This is a genomic window from Candidatus Nitrosopumilus sp. (assembly GCF_028278985.1).
Lineage (GTDB): Archaea > Thermoproteota > Nitrososphaeria > Nitrososphaerales > Nitrosopumilaceae > Nitrosopumilus.
In genome coordinates this window covers 24,324-39,871 of the sequence record NZ_JANQTA010000025.1, presented here as the reverse complement: position 1 = coordinate 39,871, position 15,548 = coordinate 24,324, and the positions used below count along the sequence as shown (strand labels likewise).

Sequence of the window (15,548 nt, the reverse complement as noted above, 5' to 3'; positions counted from 1 at the left end):
TAAAATTTAAAGTTCAATAGATAATGTGTTAGTAAATGAAATAAATTCAAAAAAAATTCAAAAATCATTATTTAAAAGAATTCTAGTTCCATTTGATGATTCAGATTTAGCAACAAGAGCATTTTGGTATGCAATAAACATGAATTTTAACAACGAAACTGAAATTTTGTTACTTTCAGTAATTCACAGTGATTTAATGTCTAGCTCTTTTCTTGAATTTAATACACATCAAACGGTATTAGAACAAAATAAACTAAAAAAAATAAAACTAAAACATATGAAATTGAAAAAAATTGCTTCAGAGAGTCAAATTCCTTGTAAATCAATACTAATTGCATCTTCATTAGTAACACAATCAATTATTTCACAAATTTATGCATCAAAATCAGATTTAGTAATCATGGGTACAAGAGGTAATGGAAATGATAGAAAATTAATGCTTGGAAGCGTATCGTTAGAAATATCACAAAACTCTCCAGTTCCAGTTCTATTGATAAAATAATCCAAATACTTGTTTGTCTAAAAGTTACATACATACCATAATAGCAATACTAGGAAAATACATCTTAGTTGAAACAAAAGCAAGTTGGTTCAAAAATTAATGAATCAGTTAGATCTAACAAGGAATTACTTTTAGAAAAATTTTCAGAACCTGTACAGATAAATGACAATAAAAAATCAATAAAAATTGAAGAAATTGACGAAATTATATCATCTGAGATGTATAAAATCGCACTAAATATTATAAATTCAGAATCAAAATTTTCCAATTCAAAAGGAACCAAAGAAATGATTTACTCAGTTTTAGAATTTTTCAATAAATCAAATCTTGGAAAATGCCAATTTGATCAAAGAGCTGGCAGGAATATCATTAAAATTCAAAAAATTAAGGGAATAAACCATATTCAATTCATTAAAAAATTTTTTGAAATCATTTTTTCAGATTATTTGAAAAATTATCAATATGAAATTATTGATAAAAATAATTCTGTAAGCGTTTTATTTAGATAAAATTAACTTTGAGAGATTAATTGTTCTTTAATTGATGGGACATTTTCATTAATGTTGATTGAATGAATTGTTTTCTTCTTTATACTACCAATTAGAGTAACATCTCTTAAGAGCAAACCATCTACCATCCAGTCAAAAGCAATTTTTAGTTTCTTTCCAAAAGTTGGTATTTTTGCCAAATAATACATTCGCCATAAAATCCACGCTGAAAAACCACTAAGATTGTGCCCAGCAATAGTTGCAATCCCAAATTTATTTCCAATAATTGCCATATTTCCCATACTGGAAAAAGAAAAATCATTAAGATTATTATCATCATTGATTAATTTGTTGAGATTTTCAGCAATCAAATTTCCTTCTCGGATTGCATGTTGAGCAGTTGAAGGATAAAATGAATCTAATTTAGTATCTTTGATCAATGCGCAGTCACCTAATGCAAAAACATTTGTAAAATCTTTTAAATTTAATTTACTATCTACAACTAATTTTCCATTTCTACCGTGTTCACAATTTAGTTCAGAGATTACATTATTACACATTATTCCTCCAGTCCAAATGAGAGTTGCGCATGAAAGTTTTCCTCCACTATCTAAAATAACAGAGTCTTCATCTGAATCCACAGCCTTTGTGTTTTTCATTATAGTAATGCCATTTTTTTCTAGATATCTTGTTGCAGTTGTAGATAGTTTTTCATTAATTTCAGTTAAAACCCTATTTTTAGAAGAAATTAAAATCATGTTAATATTTTCAGGATTTATACTGGGGTAAGATTTTTCAACTGAACGTTTGACATATTCGTTGATTTCGCCAATTGTTTCAACTCCAGAAAATCCACTTCCTACAACAGCAAATGTCAAAAGGGATCTTTGGAGTTCAAAATTTCCTGTTTGGGCAGCCTGCTCCAACATCAAAATTATATGATTTCTAATTGCAATTGCATCCTCAATAGTTTTCATAGGAAAAGAATGATTTTCCAAATTTTCATTTTCAAAATAGTTTGTTTTTCCACCTAATCCAATTACCAGATAATCGTACTCTAGTGCATGGACCTTATTGTCAAAAATTCTCTGGATTGTAACCAATTGTTGCTGTAAATCAATAGAATCAACTATTGCATGTAGGAATTTTGCTTTTTTACAGAAATAGCGTATTGGCATGGTAATGCTACTAGGATGAAGTAATCCAGAGGCTACCTGGGGCAACATAGGCGTAAAAAGGAAGAAATTTTCATCTGATACAATAGTGATTTCAACATCATTATCTCGAAATTTTTCTTCAATTTTTCTTAAGACAGAAACACTCCCAAAGCCTCCACCTAAGATTAGAATTTTTTTCACAGAAGGAGATTTGGAATTATGGACAGTCAAATAATGAGAATAATAGCTAGATTCAGTTTCAAAAGTCTCTTTACAGTAAGTACATGAAATATCCTTCATAAGAAATTCAATCATTTAGAATTAAAATTTACCTGTTTGTTTGTAATGGACAAATCTATTCAAAAATTATGTTTAAACAAAACAGACATACATTTCATTATAGATTATTAAATCAACACATTACTGTGAAAAAATTATTTTATTTGTTAATTTTCATGGTTGCCATTAGTCTGTTAATAAATCCGATTTCTGTTTCTGTAGATGCCCATCACAATAAAGACAATGGAGAAGCAAGAAAACAGGCTGAAGCACAAACGGAAAAAGACAAGGAATCCAAAGAACAAAAAGATAAAGAAATTAAAATTGCATTTAACAAATACAGAATAGCCTTTAGCGAATGGAAAGAAGCAAAAGAAACTTGGAAAATAGCAAAAAGTTCGGGAGATCAAGAAAAAATTGATGAGGCAAAAGTGTTACTAGATGATGCCATTAAAAATAAAAAAGAAGCATGGAAAGAATTTCTAAAAGCTAAAAATTCTTAATATTTGAAGATTAGTTTTGGATTAAGTTTGATCTTAAATATTTTCTTGCAAAATAAACAAAACAGATTATTTCAATGGTTTCAATAATCATTACCTGCCAAAAAAACATCACCCATCCACCTAACAATTCGTTAGTGACGGATAAAACTACAGAGAAAACAACAAAGTTTCCAATTAGAATAGATGGTAGATTAACTATAGATTGTATTTGTTGTTCAATGGATATTTGAGATGAAAGTTGGTTTAAAGTTTCATAATTTATTTCAGAGTCAATTAGCATGCCCTCTGAATTTAGGTGGGTAATCACCTGTTCTTTCAAATTAGCAAATTCAGTATTTCCAGTATGGATACTAAAGATAGTCAGTAGTCCTATGGACAAAAAGAATCCAGTTTGTGCGTAAATGAACCATTTTTTCTTACCATGGTAATTTTTTGTAATTTGTCTGATGAACATATGTCCAAAAAAACCAAGTTTTTCTTTTTTTGCTAAAAATAACAATAGACCAAAAATTGCAGAAACCATACCCAAAGAACCAATCCAATTATCATCAAATACAGATTTTGAAATGATCCTAATCAAAACTAGAATTGAAATTAATGAAATTGTCACAATAGAAAATTCCAGGAAAGTATTTGTTTTATTGAAGGAAAAATTTTTGAGAAGTTCCATAATCCTATTTTTTAGATTTTTGAGGTTTTGAATGGGCTTTAACCATATGTCTCATAGTTCTTTCAGGTTCGAGAAACTCCATTTTACAAATTTTACAGATTAAACTTGAATTTGAAGAGTTTTTTCGGAATATGTTCACATTTAACAAATTCTCAAAAATGATATAATCAATAGTTTGTCTAAAGCACACAAGCTAGATGATTTGTTCGTTCATTAGTATAGAGTATTAGAAAATAGTAACGAGCTCTGACTAAGAAAACAGCAAAAAAATACATTTTTTGTTGGATCGATGATCTGGTTTGAGTGGATTACTATTTGAATACTAAAAATAAATTTTCATCATGGGGCAAACATTGGTGGTAACAATTTTTTGAATTTATCATTTTGTTGAGAAAAATCGGGATGACCTAAAATGTTCTCAGAATTTTTTAGTAATACAATTTGTTTATTGATTTCATCTAATTCAATAATCATTGAATTTTTTTGTACAAGGATGTCTTCTTTGCCAATATACGCATCAATAGCGGTAAGATATTTTTCATATTTGATTCTAAAATCTGTTAGTTTACCTAGATACTCAAAATCTGAAAATTTATCATTTGAATAATCATAACTAATTTGATTATAATTAGCACTCAATCTTATTCCATTTTCAAAAATTAACTGACTTTTTTCAAGATCTGGCAGGCGTGATTCTTCTAAAATTTCTTCTTCAGTAATTTCTCTAAATGTTCCTAGAATCTTCTCTTCAGTAGAGTTATCATTTGAATTTAATTGAACAAAACTCTCTCCAACAGCTAAAATGGATGAGGTTCCTAATTGAGGAGATGTTCCTGATTGTTCTTCAGATTGTAGAGTTGAAATCAGAATGATGGGTAAGACTAGCATCGGCACTAGAAAAAGCCACTTTTTCATGAGTAATTTGGTCGTAAATTGATTATAAGAACAAGGTAATACAAAACAAAAAACAGTTGTTTATTAACAAAATTCAGATTTCAGAAAATGAAAAAAGTGCTAATTTTCTTTAATTAGAAAAAACATTTGTAAATTATGAAAAGTAATGATAAAATTTTGATTTCTGGTGCATTGGCAGGGGGAATAATTGCTTTAATCATTACAATTGGTTTTGTTGGGCAAGGAAATGTCAGGCATGTAGAAATTTTTTGGACAGAAAAAGTGGAGCAAACAGTAGTTTTTGAAGAAGAAAATGGACAAACAAAAATCCTAGCTGTTAAAGGTGTTTTAGGAGATGATAATCCAACTTTAGTTTCTCGCACATCATTTGTTTACATCTTGAATGTCATAAACAATGGAACTACATTTCATAGATTATACATTGATGGATTCAATGTACAAACAGATTTACTCGAACCTGGTCAACAAGATACCATTACAATTTTTCCCGAAGCAGAGGGCGAATTCACATACTATGATAAGAGACAATTTTTAGAACCTTTAGGAAAAATCAAAATTGTTTCCGTTGTTCCTAGTGATGAATTTCAGGGAGTTTGGAAAGATTTAATCTGATTTTCTGCCAATAATCAAGTCTACCTTATAATTTAAAGTTGCACGAGAATGTAATTTAAGATTCCATGGAATTGAAGATGATGTTTTTGTTTTAGATGTCATTTTAAATCCCAGATTACGCATGAGTTGTCGTATAGATTTCTCATCAACAGGATTTTTAACAGAATTCACGCCCCTATCAAAATCATAAGGATCTGAAATTATTACAGTACCATTAGATATTTGATGTGAGATTTTTTTGAGGAGTGGCTCTGGCTCCATTATTTCTAAAACATTTAGTGCAACAACTAATTCAAAATTTAATTTTCCAAAAATATTTGAAAAAGTATCAGCAATTACATAATCTGTATTTTTTTTATTAGATTTTTTTGCCTCCTCTAATGCACTAAATGAACGATCTATTCCGAAAACATAGTTGCAATTTTTTGACATTTGTGAAGTAATAATCCCTATTGAACAACCATATTCAACACCGAGTTTTGATGGAGGAAGAGAATGAATGTGCTTGTTTATTGTAGAATAAAATTTTGATTTTCTACTATTCTGATAGATTTTAGTCCATCTATTTTCAATATGAGTTCGATCTTCTTTAAATTTGATATTTGAAAAAAATGATTTGAGAAAATGTTTCATGTTTTTTGTTGTTGCTAGACGATATAATCGTCCACTCAAAACTTTTCTTGATGAAATATAGTTTGAAAAATCATCCCATAGAATTGGGATTTTTGAAATTATAGGAAAAACAAGTTTACATTTTTTGCAATGAAGAAAGCCCTCTTCAATTTCTGTGTATTCTAGTAATTTTTCTAATTCTAAACTAATACTACATCTTGGACATTTTAGATATTTCAAACTAGATTCATGCACGAAAACATGATATTTTGTGTCAACTAATAATTTCTTTGTTGCACCAAGATAATGTTAAATGTAGTAATCATTGATTTTATGCAAAATGGGAGAATTTGAAGAATTTGCTGAAGCACTTTTTGGTCAATTATCTGTAGAAATTAATGAAGAAAAAGAGATAACAGAGCTGGCAATTAAGGCTAAAGAAGACCTATCAGGCAAGGTAAATTTCAAACAAATTGAAGAAATTGCACAAGAGGTACTACCAGAATTCAAATCTAAAGTAGAAGATTTTCTAGGAGTCAAATGCCCAGAGAATATAAAATTAGAATTTCCGGAATTAGAAGATCTCAAGAAACTAAAAGGAGACAAGGTATTTGCTGAAACTGATGCAAAAAATTTTGTTGAAGAGTTATTTGCAGCTGTTGCAAAAGAAAATTTAAAAAAAATTGCTGAATTGATGCAACAAGATACTGGGAAATATTTAGTATATTCTACATATGCAATACAATACATTTCAAAGATTACAACAACTTATGGAGATTATCTTGATGGGGTAATCTATCTAAACAAATTCATTTTGTCAAGGTATCCACAGATCATTTTACAAAAACAAGGTGAACCTTATGATGCTAGATTTGAAAATGTTAATTCAGGATATTTAGGAGCAATAAAAATGACAGTATTAGAGGAGTTAATTCATTCTGCACAAGAAAACTTACAACAAGTAAACAGACGAGCTGCAATGGAAGTAAACAAGATCAATGAAGAACTTGCAAACATTATTTTATCATTAGATGCAGAAACAGTAAACAAACTATCAGAATACTGTCAATTACAAGCAGTTCCAGATGATTTTCCTTTTGCAAAAAAAGCAAATCTATTTTTCTTTTTGAATCCTGATCATTTCTTAATTGAACAGATTGGGCCAGACGTAATGACATTTACTCATGTTGAAATTGATCCAAAAATTGGGGAATCAATTCCACAATTGTTAGAAATTTACAAGAGATGGTTAGTGCCTATTCAACAGCATCACGCAGCCTTTACAGCAATGGAAGGGATGGCAGGATTTGCAATTGAAAATATTCTCAAAGATGACATAGATTTTCAAAATTATCTCACCACTTACATGGGAACAGACTTTTCATCATATCAGGTAAGAAAGAGTATGGGTAAAGATTTCACAAAGGCTGTTTTTGAAAAATTAGGTAAGGATACGTTCAAAAAAATGATTGAAGTACCTCCAAATACACGAGAATTAAAAGATCCTCAGCTATACATCAACAAACTGAGCCAGTAATAATTGAGTAAAGAATTTGATCCATTTGTTGCAGAATGGTTTTCATTTGTAAAAAATCCAAATTTCAATCTAGTAGAAAAATGCTTAAAATTTTCCCAATTACTAGAATACCCCGATCTGGATGTAGAACAGTACATCGAGAAAATTAACAAAATTGGAATGTCATTAAAGGAATCAGTAAGTGATGTCAAAAATCCCACTTATTTGATTTCAATGTTAAATGAACATCTTTTTGAAAATCTTGGATTTGCAGGAGACGATGATGACTATTACAATCCAAAAAATAATTTTCTAAACGAAGTGATTGATAAGAAAACAGGATTACCGATTACATTATCCATCTTGTATGCAGAAGTTGCCAAATTTGTTGGATTAGATTTAAAGATAGTAGGTTTTCCTAGTCACATTCTAGTAAAATACAATGAAGAAATGATCTTGGATCCATTTTATGATGGAAGACTATTAGATATTGACGATTTACAAGATATTTTAGATACAAATTTTGGCGGAGAGTTAGAATTTCAACCAGAATTTCTTGATGAAGTTTCTCCTGAACAAATTCTATTAAGAATGACTAGAAACTTGAAAAACTCTTATGCACAATCATTTGTTTATGACAAGGCATTACGTTGTGTTGACATGGTACTTGCCATCGAACCTGAATCTCCAGATGATATTAGAGATAAGGGAATTCTAGAAGAAAGAATGTTAAACTCAGATGTTGCATTACAGTATCTCAATAAATATTTAGAAATAAATCCTAATGCAGAAGATGTGGATTTTATTTTGGAATTGATTAGAAGTATAAAGACAAAAGATTAATCGATTATTGAATCGACATCGTTACCTTTCTTAATCGTAGATATTTCATAACGAGCAATTTTATTTCTTAATGCTCTTTTGAGAATATCAACTTCACTTCTGAGTAATGCAATTTCATCTTCAAGTTTAGCAACTCTCTCATAGATGGTTTCAGCGTCTGAACTCATGATTATCTATCAGGAAAAAATTGTCTTAAAAAGTTATGGGTAAATATTTTGATGGACAGGTTAGCTTTTTGAACTATAATTCAAATTCTTGACGACATTTCTCGCATTTGGCTCTCTCTTCTCCTGGAGGGCCTAAGATGAACACTTTGCCAATTGTTTTACATACAGGACACATTCCTGTTGTTGCATTTTTAGGACCAGTACGTATAATTTTTTGAGTTTTTCTTCGTCCCATTGGTAAAACTTTGCGTTTTGGTCTATTAAGGTTTAATGGCGCGGGGAGGGGGATTTGAACCCCCGTGTCCTTGCGGACATGGGATTAGCAATCCCACGCCCTACCAGGCTAGGCGATCCCCGCACAAAGATGGTCATAATTAATCTGTAAATAAATTCAATCGTCGTGAAATTGGCTATAATTATCAACAATTTCACGTATAGGCAGTCTTTCACCACCTACAATCTTAAGATCAACATGGACTTCACCACCAGAAATTGTCAGAATATTGTACGTGTTCTCAAACAATCCCCTTACACGTTCAGAAGTTGCAGTTCCAGCATTTACTACGTTGAGTTTACCAAAATTCCATGCCCAAGGTCTGTGTTTGTGACCACAAAGAACAACATCAACATTAGTTTCTAAAACAGTTCGTAAAACATCTCCAGCATCAACTACTGTTAGTTGATCAGAACCAGTATCAGGAATTGCAATGAGATGATGATGCATTGCAACAATCTTTATTTTATCTTTGTATTTTTTCATGGTTCTTTCTAACCAGAGATTTTGTCTATAACCAACTTCACCTTCATTTCTATCAGGTCTTGCAGTTCCAACAGTTACTAGAACTACATCATCACTTAGTTCATTGATTGTTTCAAATGGAAAATATCTTTTGAATAGTAAATAGCCCGTATTTCTATAATCATGATTACCACTAATTGCAATAATTTTTTTTGTATTAAATTGAGTAAGAAGTTCTTTGCATTTTTCATATTCTTTCATTAATCCCTCATTTGTAAGATCACCTGTGATGACAATCACATCAGGGTTTAGATCATTTACCTCTTTAACCAAGATATCAAATTTCTCTTGTAAAAATTGTGAACCGATATGAAGATCAGAGATTTGAACTATCTGCAATGAATTGATTTTATGAAATTAGGTATTAAATCATCTCTATAGAAATTATGTAGAAATTTTTGATTAACAAGGTAGAATTAAATAATAATTGACTCAAAAACTTGCAGTTTTGAGCAAAAAAGCTGCAGTTATGAAAGGAGATGGAATTGGACCTGAAGTTGTAGATTCCATGCTCAAAGTTCTAAAAGAATGTAATTTTCAATCTGAACTTATTTTGTGTGAGGCAGGCTCAGAGCAATGGGACAAAAACGGTAGAAAAGATCCATCATACATTCCTGATGCAACCATGAAGATTTTAGAAGAAACTGATTGTTGTTTCAAGGGTCCAACAACTACAATTCCTGTTCCAGGTGCACCTAGAAGTGTAGCAGTAACATTAAGGCAGAAATTTGATCTTTACGCAAACATTAGACCAACAAAGACCTATGATAGATTGACACCAGATAGAAAACTGGACTGTGTTTGTTTTAGAGAAGCAACTGAAGGACTCTATACTGGAGTAGAGGCAAAAATTACAGATGATGCAGCAATTGCAATTAGAAAAATTACAAGACATGGAAGTAGAAGGCTGGTTGATTCAGCAGTAGATTGGGCAAATAAATTCAATATGAAAAAAATGGTGGCAGTAACAAAAAGAAATATTCTAAAACAAACTGATGGAATTTTTTGGGATGAAACACAAAAAGCTGTTGAGGGAACTGAAATTGAATTGTCAGAAATTTACATCGATAATATGGCACAGCAAATGGTTATTGCAACTGATCAGTTTAATGGTTCAGTATTGGTAAGTACAAATTTGTTTATGGATATTATTTCTGAATTAGCTTCAGCACTTGTAGGATCAATTGGATTAATTTATTCAGCAAATATTGGAGACAATTATGCAATGTTTGAAGCAGCACATGGGAGTGCACCACAATTTGCAGGACAAAACAAAGTAAATCCAACAGCAACAGTTCTATCAGGAGCATGGATGGCGGATTATCTTGGTGAAAGAGAAATCAGAGATGCTATTTTTGATGCAACAGACAAAGTAATCAATGAAGGAAAAGCAGTAACATGGGATATTGGCGGTAATGCATCAACTACTCAAATGACTGATGCAATTATACAGTACGCAAAAGAAAATCTAAGAAAATAATTATTTTTCAGCCTTTACTAAAATCAGCTCTTCAAAGAATAGTTTCTTTTTTGCAATGATTTCAGTTTTCAAGCCTAATTTTTGTGCGTAATTGATGAGTTTCTCATAGTTGGAAAGCGAAGACGTTACAAACACAAATTTTCCATTTTCTTTAATCAGAGGAATAACTGAATCAAAAATCTTTTTTGGAATCTCAAATCCTTCTGCACCTCCATCAGTTGCAATATCTATAATTTCTTCAGTTGCCAGATATGGCAAATTACAGACAACAAAATCAAATTGAATGTATAGAGCATCAGAACCATTACAGCAAATTAAATTTGATGTCTTGTAAGTTTGATTCTTTAATACTTCAAAATTAATATCAGTTCCCACTACAAACTTGAAATTTTCAGTTAATAGTTTTGTAAGATAACCAGAGCCACTTCCAATATCTAATGCATAATTTCCTTTTTCATTTTCAATGTTATTTGCAATGAAAAAAGTATCCTCAGATGGAGGATATTCATCATTTTTGAATTTGTCTTGCAAGCTCAACTATTTCAGCTCCCAAAAGATCATCTACTCGTTTATCATTTTCACTATCTATTCCAAATTGTTTTAAAATATTTTTTACTGTTTTTCTTCTATAAGAGAAAATTTTGTTAATTGTTTGAATAGTTTTTTTATCCATATTTGCTTTTTGTTTTATTTTGAGTACAACAGAATCAATTTTTGGTGGGGGTGAAAAATTATTTTTACTTACTTTAAGCACAGTGTCAATCTTAAAACAATATTCTGCAATAATGCTGATTGCTTTTCGATCCTTCAAATTTTTTGTGACAAGTTTTTGGGCAAACTCTTTTTGAACCATCACTACACCATGAGAAAAGCTTGTTTGAGCTAGCCATTCTACTGCATCTTTGCTTCTAGAATAGGGTAAATTTGAGACAAATATTGTAAAAGAGTCTTTTTTCTTAAAACCATCTCCTGATTTGAGTACAAGATTGTCAATTTGAGAGAATTTAGATTTTGCATATTTTATCAACTGTTCATCTGCATCCACTGAGATGACCTTGAATGCTTTTTTACAAAGTAATGGAGTTAAGATACCCTTTCCAGTTCCAACCTCAAAAACAATATCATTTTTTGTGATTTTAGCCTCAGAAACAATCTTTTTTCCTATGATTTCAGAGTTGAGAAAGTGTTGTCCTAGGCGTCTTCTCTTTATCATCTCTTAACAAAGAGATTCATTCTGCTTTCGCCAGTGATTTCATCAATTATTCGTTCTGTAATGTGTTTAATTGGTTCTTTGAATCCAACTCTTTCTTGCAAGTCTTCATAACTTGCAAACTTTTGTTTCTCACGTTCTTCAAGCATTGTTTTCATGTATGTCTTGCCAATTCCTGGAATTAATTCAAGTGCATGAATTCTTGGTGTTAATGGTCTGGCATTGTTTAGATATTCAACAAATTTTTCTTCATTTGTAGTTACAATATTTTCAACTACAGCTGAAAGTTCAGTTTGAGCTGATGAAGAAATTTTTTCATATTCCATTTTACCTAGTACTGACATTACTTTTGTTCTTCCTTCTTTTCCAATGTAGATTTTTTCTCCTACATCAAAAGTTGAATTTTCTACTCCAAGTATTTCTAATAGTGTTAGTCTATCTTCACCAATAGCAGTCACAATTACTCCTTCTCTTCCTCTAACAGTATTTGATTTGCCACGTGGATTAAAATCAAGAACGTATGCATGTTCCTCATATTTTCTAGGTGGGTTGTTTGCCCTATACAAAATAAAATTCGCTCCTAAAAGATTAAGAATGCTCCTTGATAATTTTGAGCATTTTTTCTAGAGTTTCTGCAAGAATTAGTTTTTTCCAACCAAAGGTAAAGGAACGTAATTCTGCCATACTAGTTGGTCTAATGTTAACAATTTCAACAGCTTCTTCTTCTGTTAATTCACATTCTTTGATGAGTTTCTTTTTCATATCTTTTGCATCTTTTGGTTCTATTGATACAAACTTAGAAACATAATCATGAGTCCAACGTTGAATTTGGTCCATCTCTTCAGGATCTACTTTACTTAGAATTTCTTTTACTTCTGAAAGAGAAATAGCCTGTTTCTTTTTTACTTCTTCCATCTCTATACACCGAATGGTTTAATGTGATCCAATCTAGTGATTAAGGTTTTCGATTTATCACCTAATTTCACATCAAGAGTAATTGCACGTCTTCCGATGTTAGTAATTACACCAACTTTTCCATGATATCTTCTGTGTGGCAATCCTTTGTGCTGTCTTGGATCAATAATGACAAGTGCTTGTTGGCCTTCTTGGTATTCACGCAATAGGAATGAGACACCTCTTGGAGCCTTTTTCTTCATTACAGATCGGGATTTGTGCTTAAATCCATGTGAACGACCATGAGACTTTTTAGTTGCCATGTAGTGTTGAACCTTCCAATGCCCTATTTTAAGACTTAGGACAAAATTGTGAAAATTATCCTACAATATCAGTTCGAAGCTGGCCACATGCAGCTGAGATCTCAGTTCCTTTCTCAACACGCACTGTACAATTTACACCAGCATTATACAAGATTCTCTCAAATTCCAAAACACTATCCTCATCTGGTCTTCTAAAGTCTCCTGCTGTAGGATTTATTGGAATTATGTTTACATGTGAACCATTTCCCTGTAAAAGCCATGCTAATTCTTCTGCAATCTCGGGAGAATCATTAATTCCTTTCATTAATGCATACTCGAAAGTAACACGACGCCCTGTTTTTTTGTAATATCTTCTTCCAGCTTCAATAATTTCTTGAACACTATTTGGTCCTGCAGTAGGAACAAGTTTCTTTCTCAAGTCATCATTTGGTGCATGTAAAGAAATTGCTAAACCAATTTGCAAGTTTTCTTCTGCAAGTTTGTCAATTCCAGATGTGATTCCTATTGTTGAAACTGTAATGTGACGTTGTCCTAATCCAAATCCTCTATCATGAGTTAAAATTTTGATTGCACGAATCATTTCATCATAATTAGCCAATGGTTCACCCATTCCCATAAATACAAGATTAGTTACATGTTCTCCACGTTCTTGGAGTAACTTTGCAAAGTGAATCACTTGAGATACAATTTGCTCTGCTTTCAGATTAGATTCAAATCCCATTTGTCCTGTTGCACAAAAAACACAGCCCATGGCACAACCAATTTGTGTCGATACACAAATTGTTGAACGTGGATGTCCTCCAACTTTAGATGATGGATACTGCATGAGAACAGTTTCAATTGCCTGATTCTCAGATAAATTCAACAAAAGTTTGGTTGTATTTCCATCATCACTAACTACTCTATGTGTTTCATTACTTGAACCAATTTCATATCCTTCTTCAGTAAATTTTTCTCGAAGAGCCTTGGGTATTTGAGGAATATCAGATAGAGATTTTGGATATTTGTAGTATAGTGGATAAAGAATTTGATCAGCACGGTATCGCTCATAGCCCAAATTCATTACTAATTCTTCCATTTCTTCAGGAAGTAGTCTATAGAGATCAGTCACGATATTGATATGAATTTGAAATTATATTATAATTTAATCAAAAAGAGAAAAAGAGAAGATTACTCTTCTACAGGTTCTGCATCATCAATTTCAGCTTCGACAGTAGTATCTACTGGTTCAGCCTCAACAGGTTCTGCAGGAGTTTCTACTTCTGGAGTTTCAGGGGTTGCCTCAACCTCAGGAGTTTCTACTTCTGGCTCGACCTTAGACTCTTTTGCCTTTTTGGTAGTAGTTGTCTTTTTGGTAGTTTTCTTTGTCTTTTTCTCAGCTTCCTCAGGATCAATTACACCTGCTTCGCCAAGAGCAAAGATTACTTCCTCTTCAGGATGATGAGGACTGTCTACCATTCTAGCAATTCTTTTCTTACCAGATTTCTTAAAGTAGATTCTGTAGGTACTAGTATGTGCAACCACATTTCCACCAATTGGTCTTGTTGGGTCACCAAAGAACACATCTGGTGATGCCATAACCTGGTTTGTTGCAATAGCAGCACAGTTGTATGTTTCTGCAATTCTAGATAACAGATGAACAAAGTGATTTAGTTTTTGTTGTCTGTTTGAGAGAGTTCCACGTCCGAGATATTCGGAACGGAACAATCCAACTGCAGAATCAGCTACAATTAGTTTTACATTATTTTCTTCGATTACAGGACCTGCTTCTTCTAGAATCAATGTTTGATGTGCACTATTGTATGCACGTGCAACAATGATGTTGTCTAGAACTTTTTCAGGATCCATTTCATGAGCTTGTGCAATGGATACAATTCTTTCAGGTCTGAAAGTATTTTCAGTATCAATGTATAATACACTGCCTTCTAATCCACCTTCTTCTTTGGTTTTTTGAACCATTACAGACATTGTATGTGCAAATTGAGTTTTACCACAACCAAATTCACCATAAACTTCTGTAAGTGCTTGTGTTTCAAGACCTCCATCAAATAGAGTGTCAAGACAGTTGGTACCAGTTGTAATTTTACCAATACTTTGACGATGTTTGTAAATTTCACTTGCACTTGTAAAGTGTTTAGCAATTAAACCACCATCAACTAGATGTTGTCTGGCTTTATTGACAATTTTTTCAGCAGTGTCCTTTTCCATTCCAGTTATTTCTGCAATTTCTACGGGACCTCTGACGATGAGATCCATGACGTTGTGGACACCTGCATCGGATAATTTTCTTGTAGTTACAGGACCTACGCCCTCTAAACTATCTAATCTTAAATCTTCTACCATACCGTATGGTACGGTACCAGTACTTTATAAGAGTATTGTTCTAGGGTTCTGTCAAATCCACGGTTGTTTTTCTTGACTGTCAAAAATCGGTTGACGATTTTTGTCAAATATTTGGGATTGTTGCGAATCAGATCCCGATACCGTGTGGGGTTGGATCTGTACGCTGGTGAATCTGATTGGTAAAATTTACATTTCATACATATTGATTGTGTGAACCCACTACCAATATCAAAAT

The 15,548-nt window shown here is 31.9% G+C and carries 21 protein-coding genes and 1 tRNA gene; 7 read left to right on the top strand and 15 right to left on the bottom strand.

Annotation, left to right across the window (positions count from 1 at the left end; all coding sequences use genetic code 11):
• Positions 1-25: 25 nt before the first annotated feature.
• Together Q0941_RS08925 and Q0941_RS08920 are read left to right on the top strand one after the other, a co-directional pair.
• Positions 26-502, top strand: a complete 477-nt coding sequence (locus Q0941_RS08925; protein WP_299293170.1) for a universal stress protein — start codon at positions 26-28, stop codon at positions 500-502.
• A 68-nt stretch (positions 503-570) separates the two neighbouring features.
• Complete coding sequence (locus Q0941_RS08920; protein ID WP_299293168.1) at positions 571-1,011, top strand: hypothetical protein; 441 nt, start codon at positions 571-573, stop codon at positions 1,009-1,011.
• A 2-nt stretch (positions 1,012-1,013) separates the two neighbouring features.
• Here Q0941_RS08920 and Q0941_RS08915 read toward each other — a convergent pair whose 3' ends face one another.
• Complete coding sequence (locus Q0941_RS08915) at positions 1,014-2,462, bottom strand: NAD(P)/FAD-dependent oxidoreductase (RefSeq protein WP_299293165.1); 1,449 nt, start codon at positions 2,460-2,462, stop codon at positions 1,014-1,016.
• A 140-nt stretch (positions 2,463-2,602) separates the two neighbouring features.
• Between Q0941_RS08915 and Q0941_RS08910 the strand changes: the two genes are divergently transcribed.
• Positions 2,603-2,929 (top strand): hypothetical protein, encoded by a 327-nt coding sequence (locus Q0941_RS08910; protein ID WP_299293162.1) that lies wholly within the window; start codon positions 2,603-2,605, stop codon positions 2,927-2,929.
• 10 nt (positions 2,930-2,939) lie between these two features.
• Here Q0941_RS08910 and Q0941_RS08905 read toward each other — a convergent pair whose 3' ends face one another.
• Both Q0941_RS08905 and Q0941_RS08900 read right to left on the bottom strand, forming a co-directional pair.
• Positions 2,940-3,539: a hypothetical protein gene (locus tag Q0941_RS08905; protein ID WP_299293159.1), complete on the bottom strand. Its 600-nt coding sequence runs from the start codon at positions 3,537-3,539 to the stop codon at positions 2,940-2,942.
• Positions 3,540-3,938: 399 nt separating this feature from the next.
• Positions 3,939-4,514 carry a hypothetical protein gene (locus Q0941_RS08900; protein ID WP_299293156.1) on the bottom strand — a complete coding sequence of 192 codons (576 nt, stop codon included), beginning with the start codon at positions 4,512-4,514 and terminating at the stop codon, positions 3,939-3,941.
• Positions 4,515-4,649: 135 nt separating this feature from the next.
• On the opposite strand from Q0941_RS08900, the gene Q0941_RS08895 reads away from it, so the two are divergent.
• Positions 4,650-5,126 carry a hypothetical protein gene (locus Q0941_RS08895; RefSeq protein WP_299293153.1) on the top strand — a complete coding sequence of 159 codons (477 nt, stop codon included), beginning with the start codon at positions 4,650-4,652 and terminating at the stop codon, positions 5,124-5,126.
• Here Q0941_RS08895 and Q0941_RS08890 read toward each other — a convergent pair.
• Positions 5,118-5,993, bottom strand: a complete 876-nt coding sequence (locus Q0941_RS08890) for a methyltransferase domain-containing protein (protein ID WP_299293150.1) — start codon at positions 5,991-5,993, stop codon at positions 5,118-5,120. The genes Q0941_RS08895 and Q0941_RS08890 overlap by 9 nt on opposite strands.
• A gap of 85 nt (positions 5,994-6,078) precedes the next feature.
• Here Q0941_RS08890 and Q0941_RS08885 point away from each other — a divergent pair, with 85 nt between their 5' ends.
• Together Q0941_RS08885 and Q0941_RS08880 are read left to right on the top strand one after the other, a co-directional pair.
• Complete coding sequence (locus Q0941_RS08885) at positions 6,079-7,275, top strand: hypothetical protein (RefSeq protein WP_299293147.1); 1,197 nt, start codon at positions 6,079-6,081, stop codon at positions 7,273-7,275.
• A 3-nt stretch (positions 7,276-7,278) separates the two neighbouring features.
• Positions 7,279-8,097 carry a SirB1 family protein gene (locus tag Q0941_RS08880; protein ID WP_299293144.1) on the top strand — a complete coding sequence of 273 codons (819 nt, stop codon included), beginning with the start codon at positions 7,279-7,281 and terminating at the stop codon, positions 8,095-8,097.
• Here Q0941_RS08880 and Q0941_RS08875 read toward each other — a convergent pair.
• The 4 genes from Q0941_RS08875 to Q0941_RS08860 form a co-directional block, all read right to left on the bottom strand.
• Positions 8,094-8,264, bottom strand: coding sequence for a hypothetical protein (locus Q0941_RS08875; protein WP_299293141.1), 171 nt, complete (start codon positions 8,262-8,264; stop codon positions 8,094-8,096). The genes Q0941_RS08880 and Q0941_RS08875 overlap by 4 nt on opposite strands.
• A gap of 73 nt (positions 8,265-8,337) precedes the next feature.
• Complete coding sequence (locus Q0941_RS08870) at positions 8,338-8,499, bottom strand: hypothetical protein (RefSeq protein ID WP_299293138.1); 162 nt, start codon at positions 8,497-8,499, stop codon at positions 8,338-8,340.
• A gap of 36 nt (positions 8,500-8,535) precedes the next feature.
• Positions 8,536-8,622, bottom strand: a tRNA-Ser gene (locus Q0941_RS08865).
• Between the two features lie 33 nt (positions 8,623-8,655).
• On the bottom strand, positions 8,656-9,402 hold the full coding sequence (locus Q0941_RS08860) for a metallophosphoesterase (protein WP_299293135.1): 747 nt from the start codon (positions 9,400-9,402) through the stop codon (positions 8,656-8,658).
• A 109-nt stretch (positions 9,403-9,511) separates the two neighbouring features.
• Here Q0941_RS08860 and Q0941_RS08855 point away from each other — a divergent pair, with 109 nt between their 5' ends.
• Positions 9,512-10,543, top strand: a complete 1,032-nt coding sequence (locus tag Q0941_RS08855; RefSeq protein WP_367277489.1) for an isocitrate/isopropylmalate dehydrogenase family protein — start codon at positions 9,512-9,514, stop codon at positions 10,541-10,543.
• On the opposite strand, the gene Q0941_RS08850 is transcribed toward Q0941_RS08855, so the two are convergent.
• Genes Q0941_RS08850 through radA form a run of 7 tightly spaced genes read right to left on the bottom strand, consistent with a single transcriptional unit; the run spans position 10,544 to position 15,313 of the window.
• Complete coding sequence (locus Q0941_RS08850; RefSeq protein ID WP_299293227.1) at positions 10,544-11,074, bottom strand: HemK2/MTQ2 family protein methyltransferase; 531 nt, start codon at positions 11,072-11,074, stop codon at positions 10,544-10,546.
• Entirely contained in the window at positions 11,052-11,756 is a 705-nt protein-coding gene (locus Q0941_RS08845; RefSeq protein ID WP_299293130.1) for an rRNA adenine dimethyltransferase family protein, read from the bottom strand. Before Q0941_RS08845 ends, Q0941_RS08850 begins: the two co-directional genes overlap by 23 nt.
• Positions 11,753-12,319 carry a DUF655 domain-containing protein gene (locus Q0941_RS08840; RefSeq protein ID WP_299293128.1) on the bottom strand — a complete coding sequence of 189 codons (567 nt, stop codon included), beginning with the start codon at positions 12,317-12,319 and terminating at the stop codon, positions 11,753-11,755. Before Q0941_RS08840 ends, Q0941_RS08845 begins: the two co-directional genes overlap by 4 nt.
• Before the next feature lie 22 nt (positions 12,320-12,341).
• Positions 12,342-12,668, bottom strand: a complete 327-nt coding sequence (locus tag Q0941_RS08835; RefSeq protein ID WP_299293126.1) for an RNA polymerase Rpb4 — start codon at positions 12,666-12,668, stop codon at positions 12,342-12,344.
• Between the two features lie 2 nt (positions 12,669-12,670).
• Complete coding sequence (locus Q0941_RS08830) at positions 12,671-12,970, bottom strand: 50S ribosomal protein L21 (RefSeq protein WP_299293124.1); 300 nt, start codon at positions 12,968-12,970, stop codon at positions 12,671-12,673.
• A gap of 55 nt (positions 12,971-13,025) precedes the next feature.
• Positions 13,026-14,081, bottom strand: a complete 1,056-nt coding sequence (gene rlmN, locus Q0941_RS08825; protein WP_299293122.1) for a 23S rRNA (adenine(2503)-C(2))-methyltransferase RlmN — start codon at positions 14,079-14,081, stop codon at positions 13,026-13,028.
• 59 nt (positions 14,082-14,140) lie between these two features.
• On the bottom strand, positions 14,141-15,313 hold the full coding sequence (gene radA / locus Q0941_RS08820) for a DNA repair and recombination protein RadA (protein ID WP_299293120.1): 1,173 nt from the start codon (positions 15,311-15,313) through the stop codon (positions 14,141-14,143).
• Between the last annotated feature and the right edge of the window lie 235 nt (positions 15,314-15,548).

Bases quoted from the DNA above. Each gene is read 5' to 3' on its own strand.
- Q0941_RS08915 (WP_299293165.1), bottom strand. From the start codon at position 2,462: ATGATTGAATTTCTTATGAAGGATATTTCATGTACTTACTGTAAAGAG.
- Q0941_RS08910 (WP_299293162.1), top strand. From the start codon at position 2,603: ATGGTTGCCATTAGTCTGTTAATAAATCCGATTTCTGTTTCTGTAGAT.
- Q0941_RS08900 (WP_299293156.1), bottom strand. From the start codon at position 4,514: ATGAAAAAGTGGCTTTTTCTAGTGCCGATGCTAGTCTTACCCATCATT.
- Q0941_RS08895 (WP_299293153.1), top strand. From the start codon at position 4,650: ATGAAAAGTAATGATAAAATTTTGATTTCTGGTGCATTGGCAGGGGGA.
- Q0941_RS08885 (WP_299293147.1), top strand. From the start codon at position 6,079: ATGGGAGAATTTGAAGAATTTGCTGAAGCACTTTTTGGTCAATTATCT.
- Q0941_RS08875 (WP_299293141.1), bottom strand. From the start codon at position 8,264: ATGAGTTCAGACGCTGAAACCATCTATGAGAGAGTTGCTAAACTTGAA.
- Q0941_RS08870 (WP_299293138.1), bottom strand. From the start codon at position 8,499: ATGGGACGAAGAAAAACTCAAAAAATTATACGTACTGGTCCTAAAAAT.
- Q0941_RS08845 (WP_299293130.1), bottom strand. From the start codon at position 11,756: ATGATAAAGAGAAGACGCCTAGGACAACACTTTCTCAACTCTGAAATC.
- Q0941_RS08835 (WP_299293126.1), bottom strand. From the start codon at position 12,668: ATGGAAGAAGTAAAAAAGAAACAGGCTATTTCTCTTTCAGAAGTAAAA.
- Q0941_RS08830 (WP_299293124.1), bottom strand. From the start codon at position 12,970: ATGGCAACTAAAAAGTCTCATGGTCGTTCACATGGATTTAAGCACAAA.
- radA (WP_299293120.1), bottom strand. From the start codon at position 15,313: ATGGTAGAAGATTTAAGATTAGATAGTTTAGAGGGCGTAGGTCCTGTA.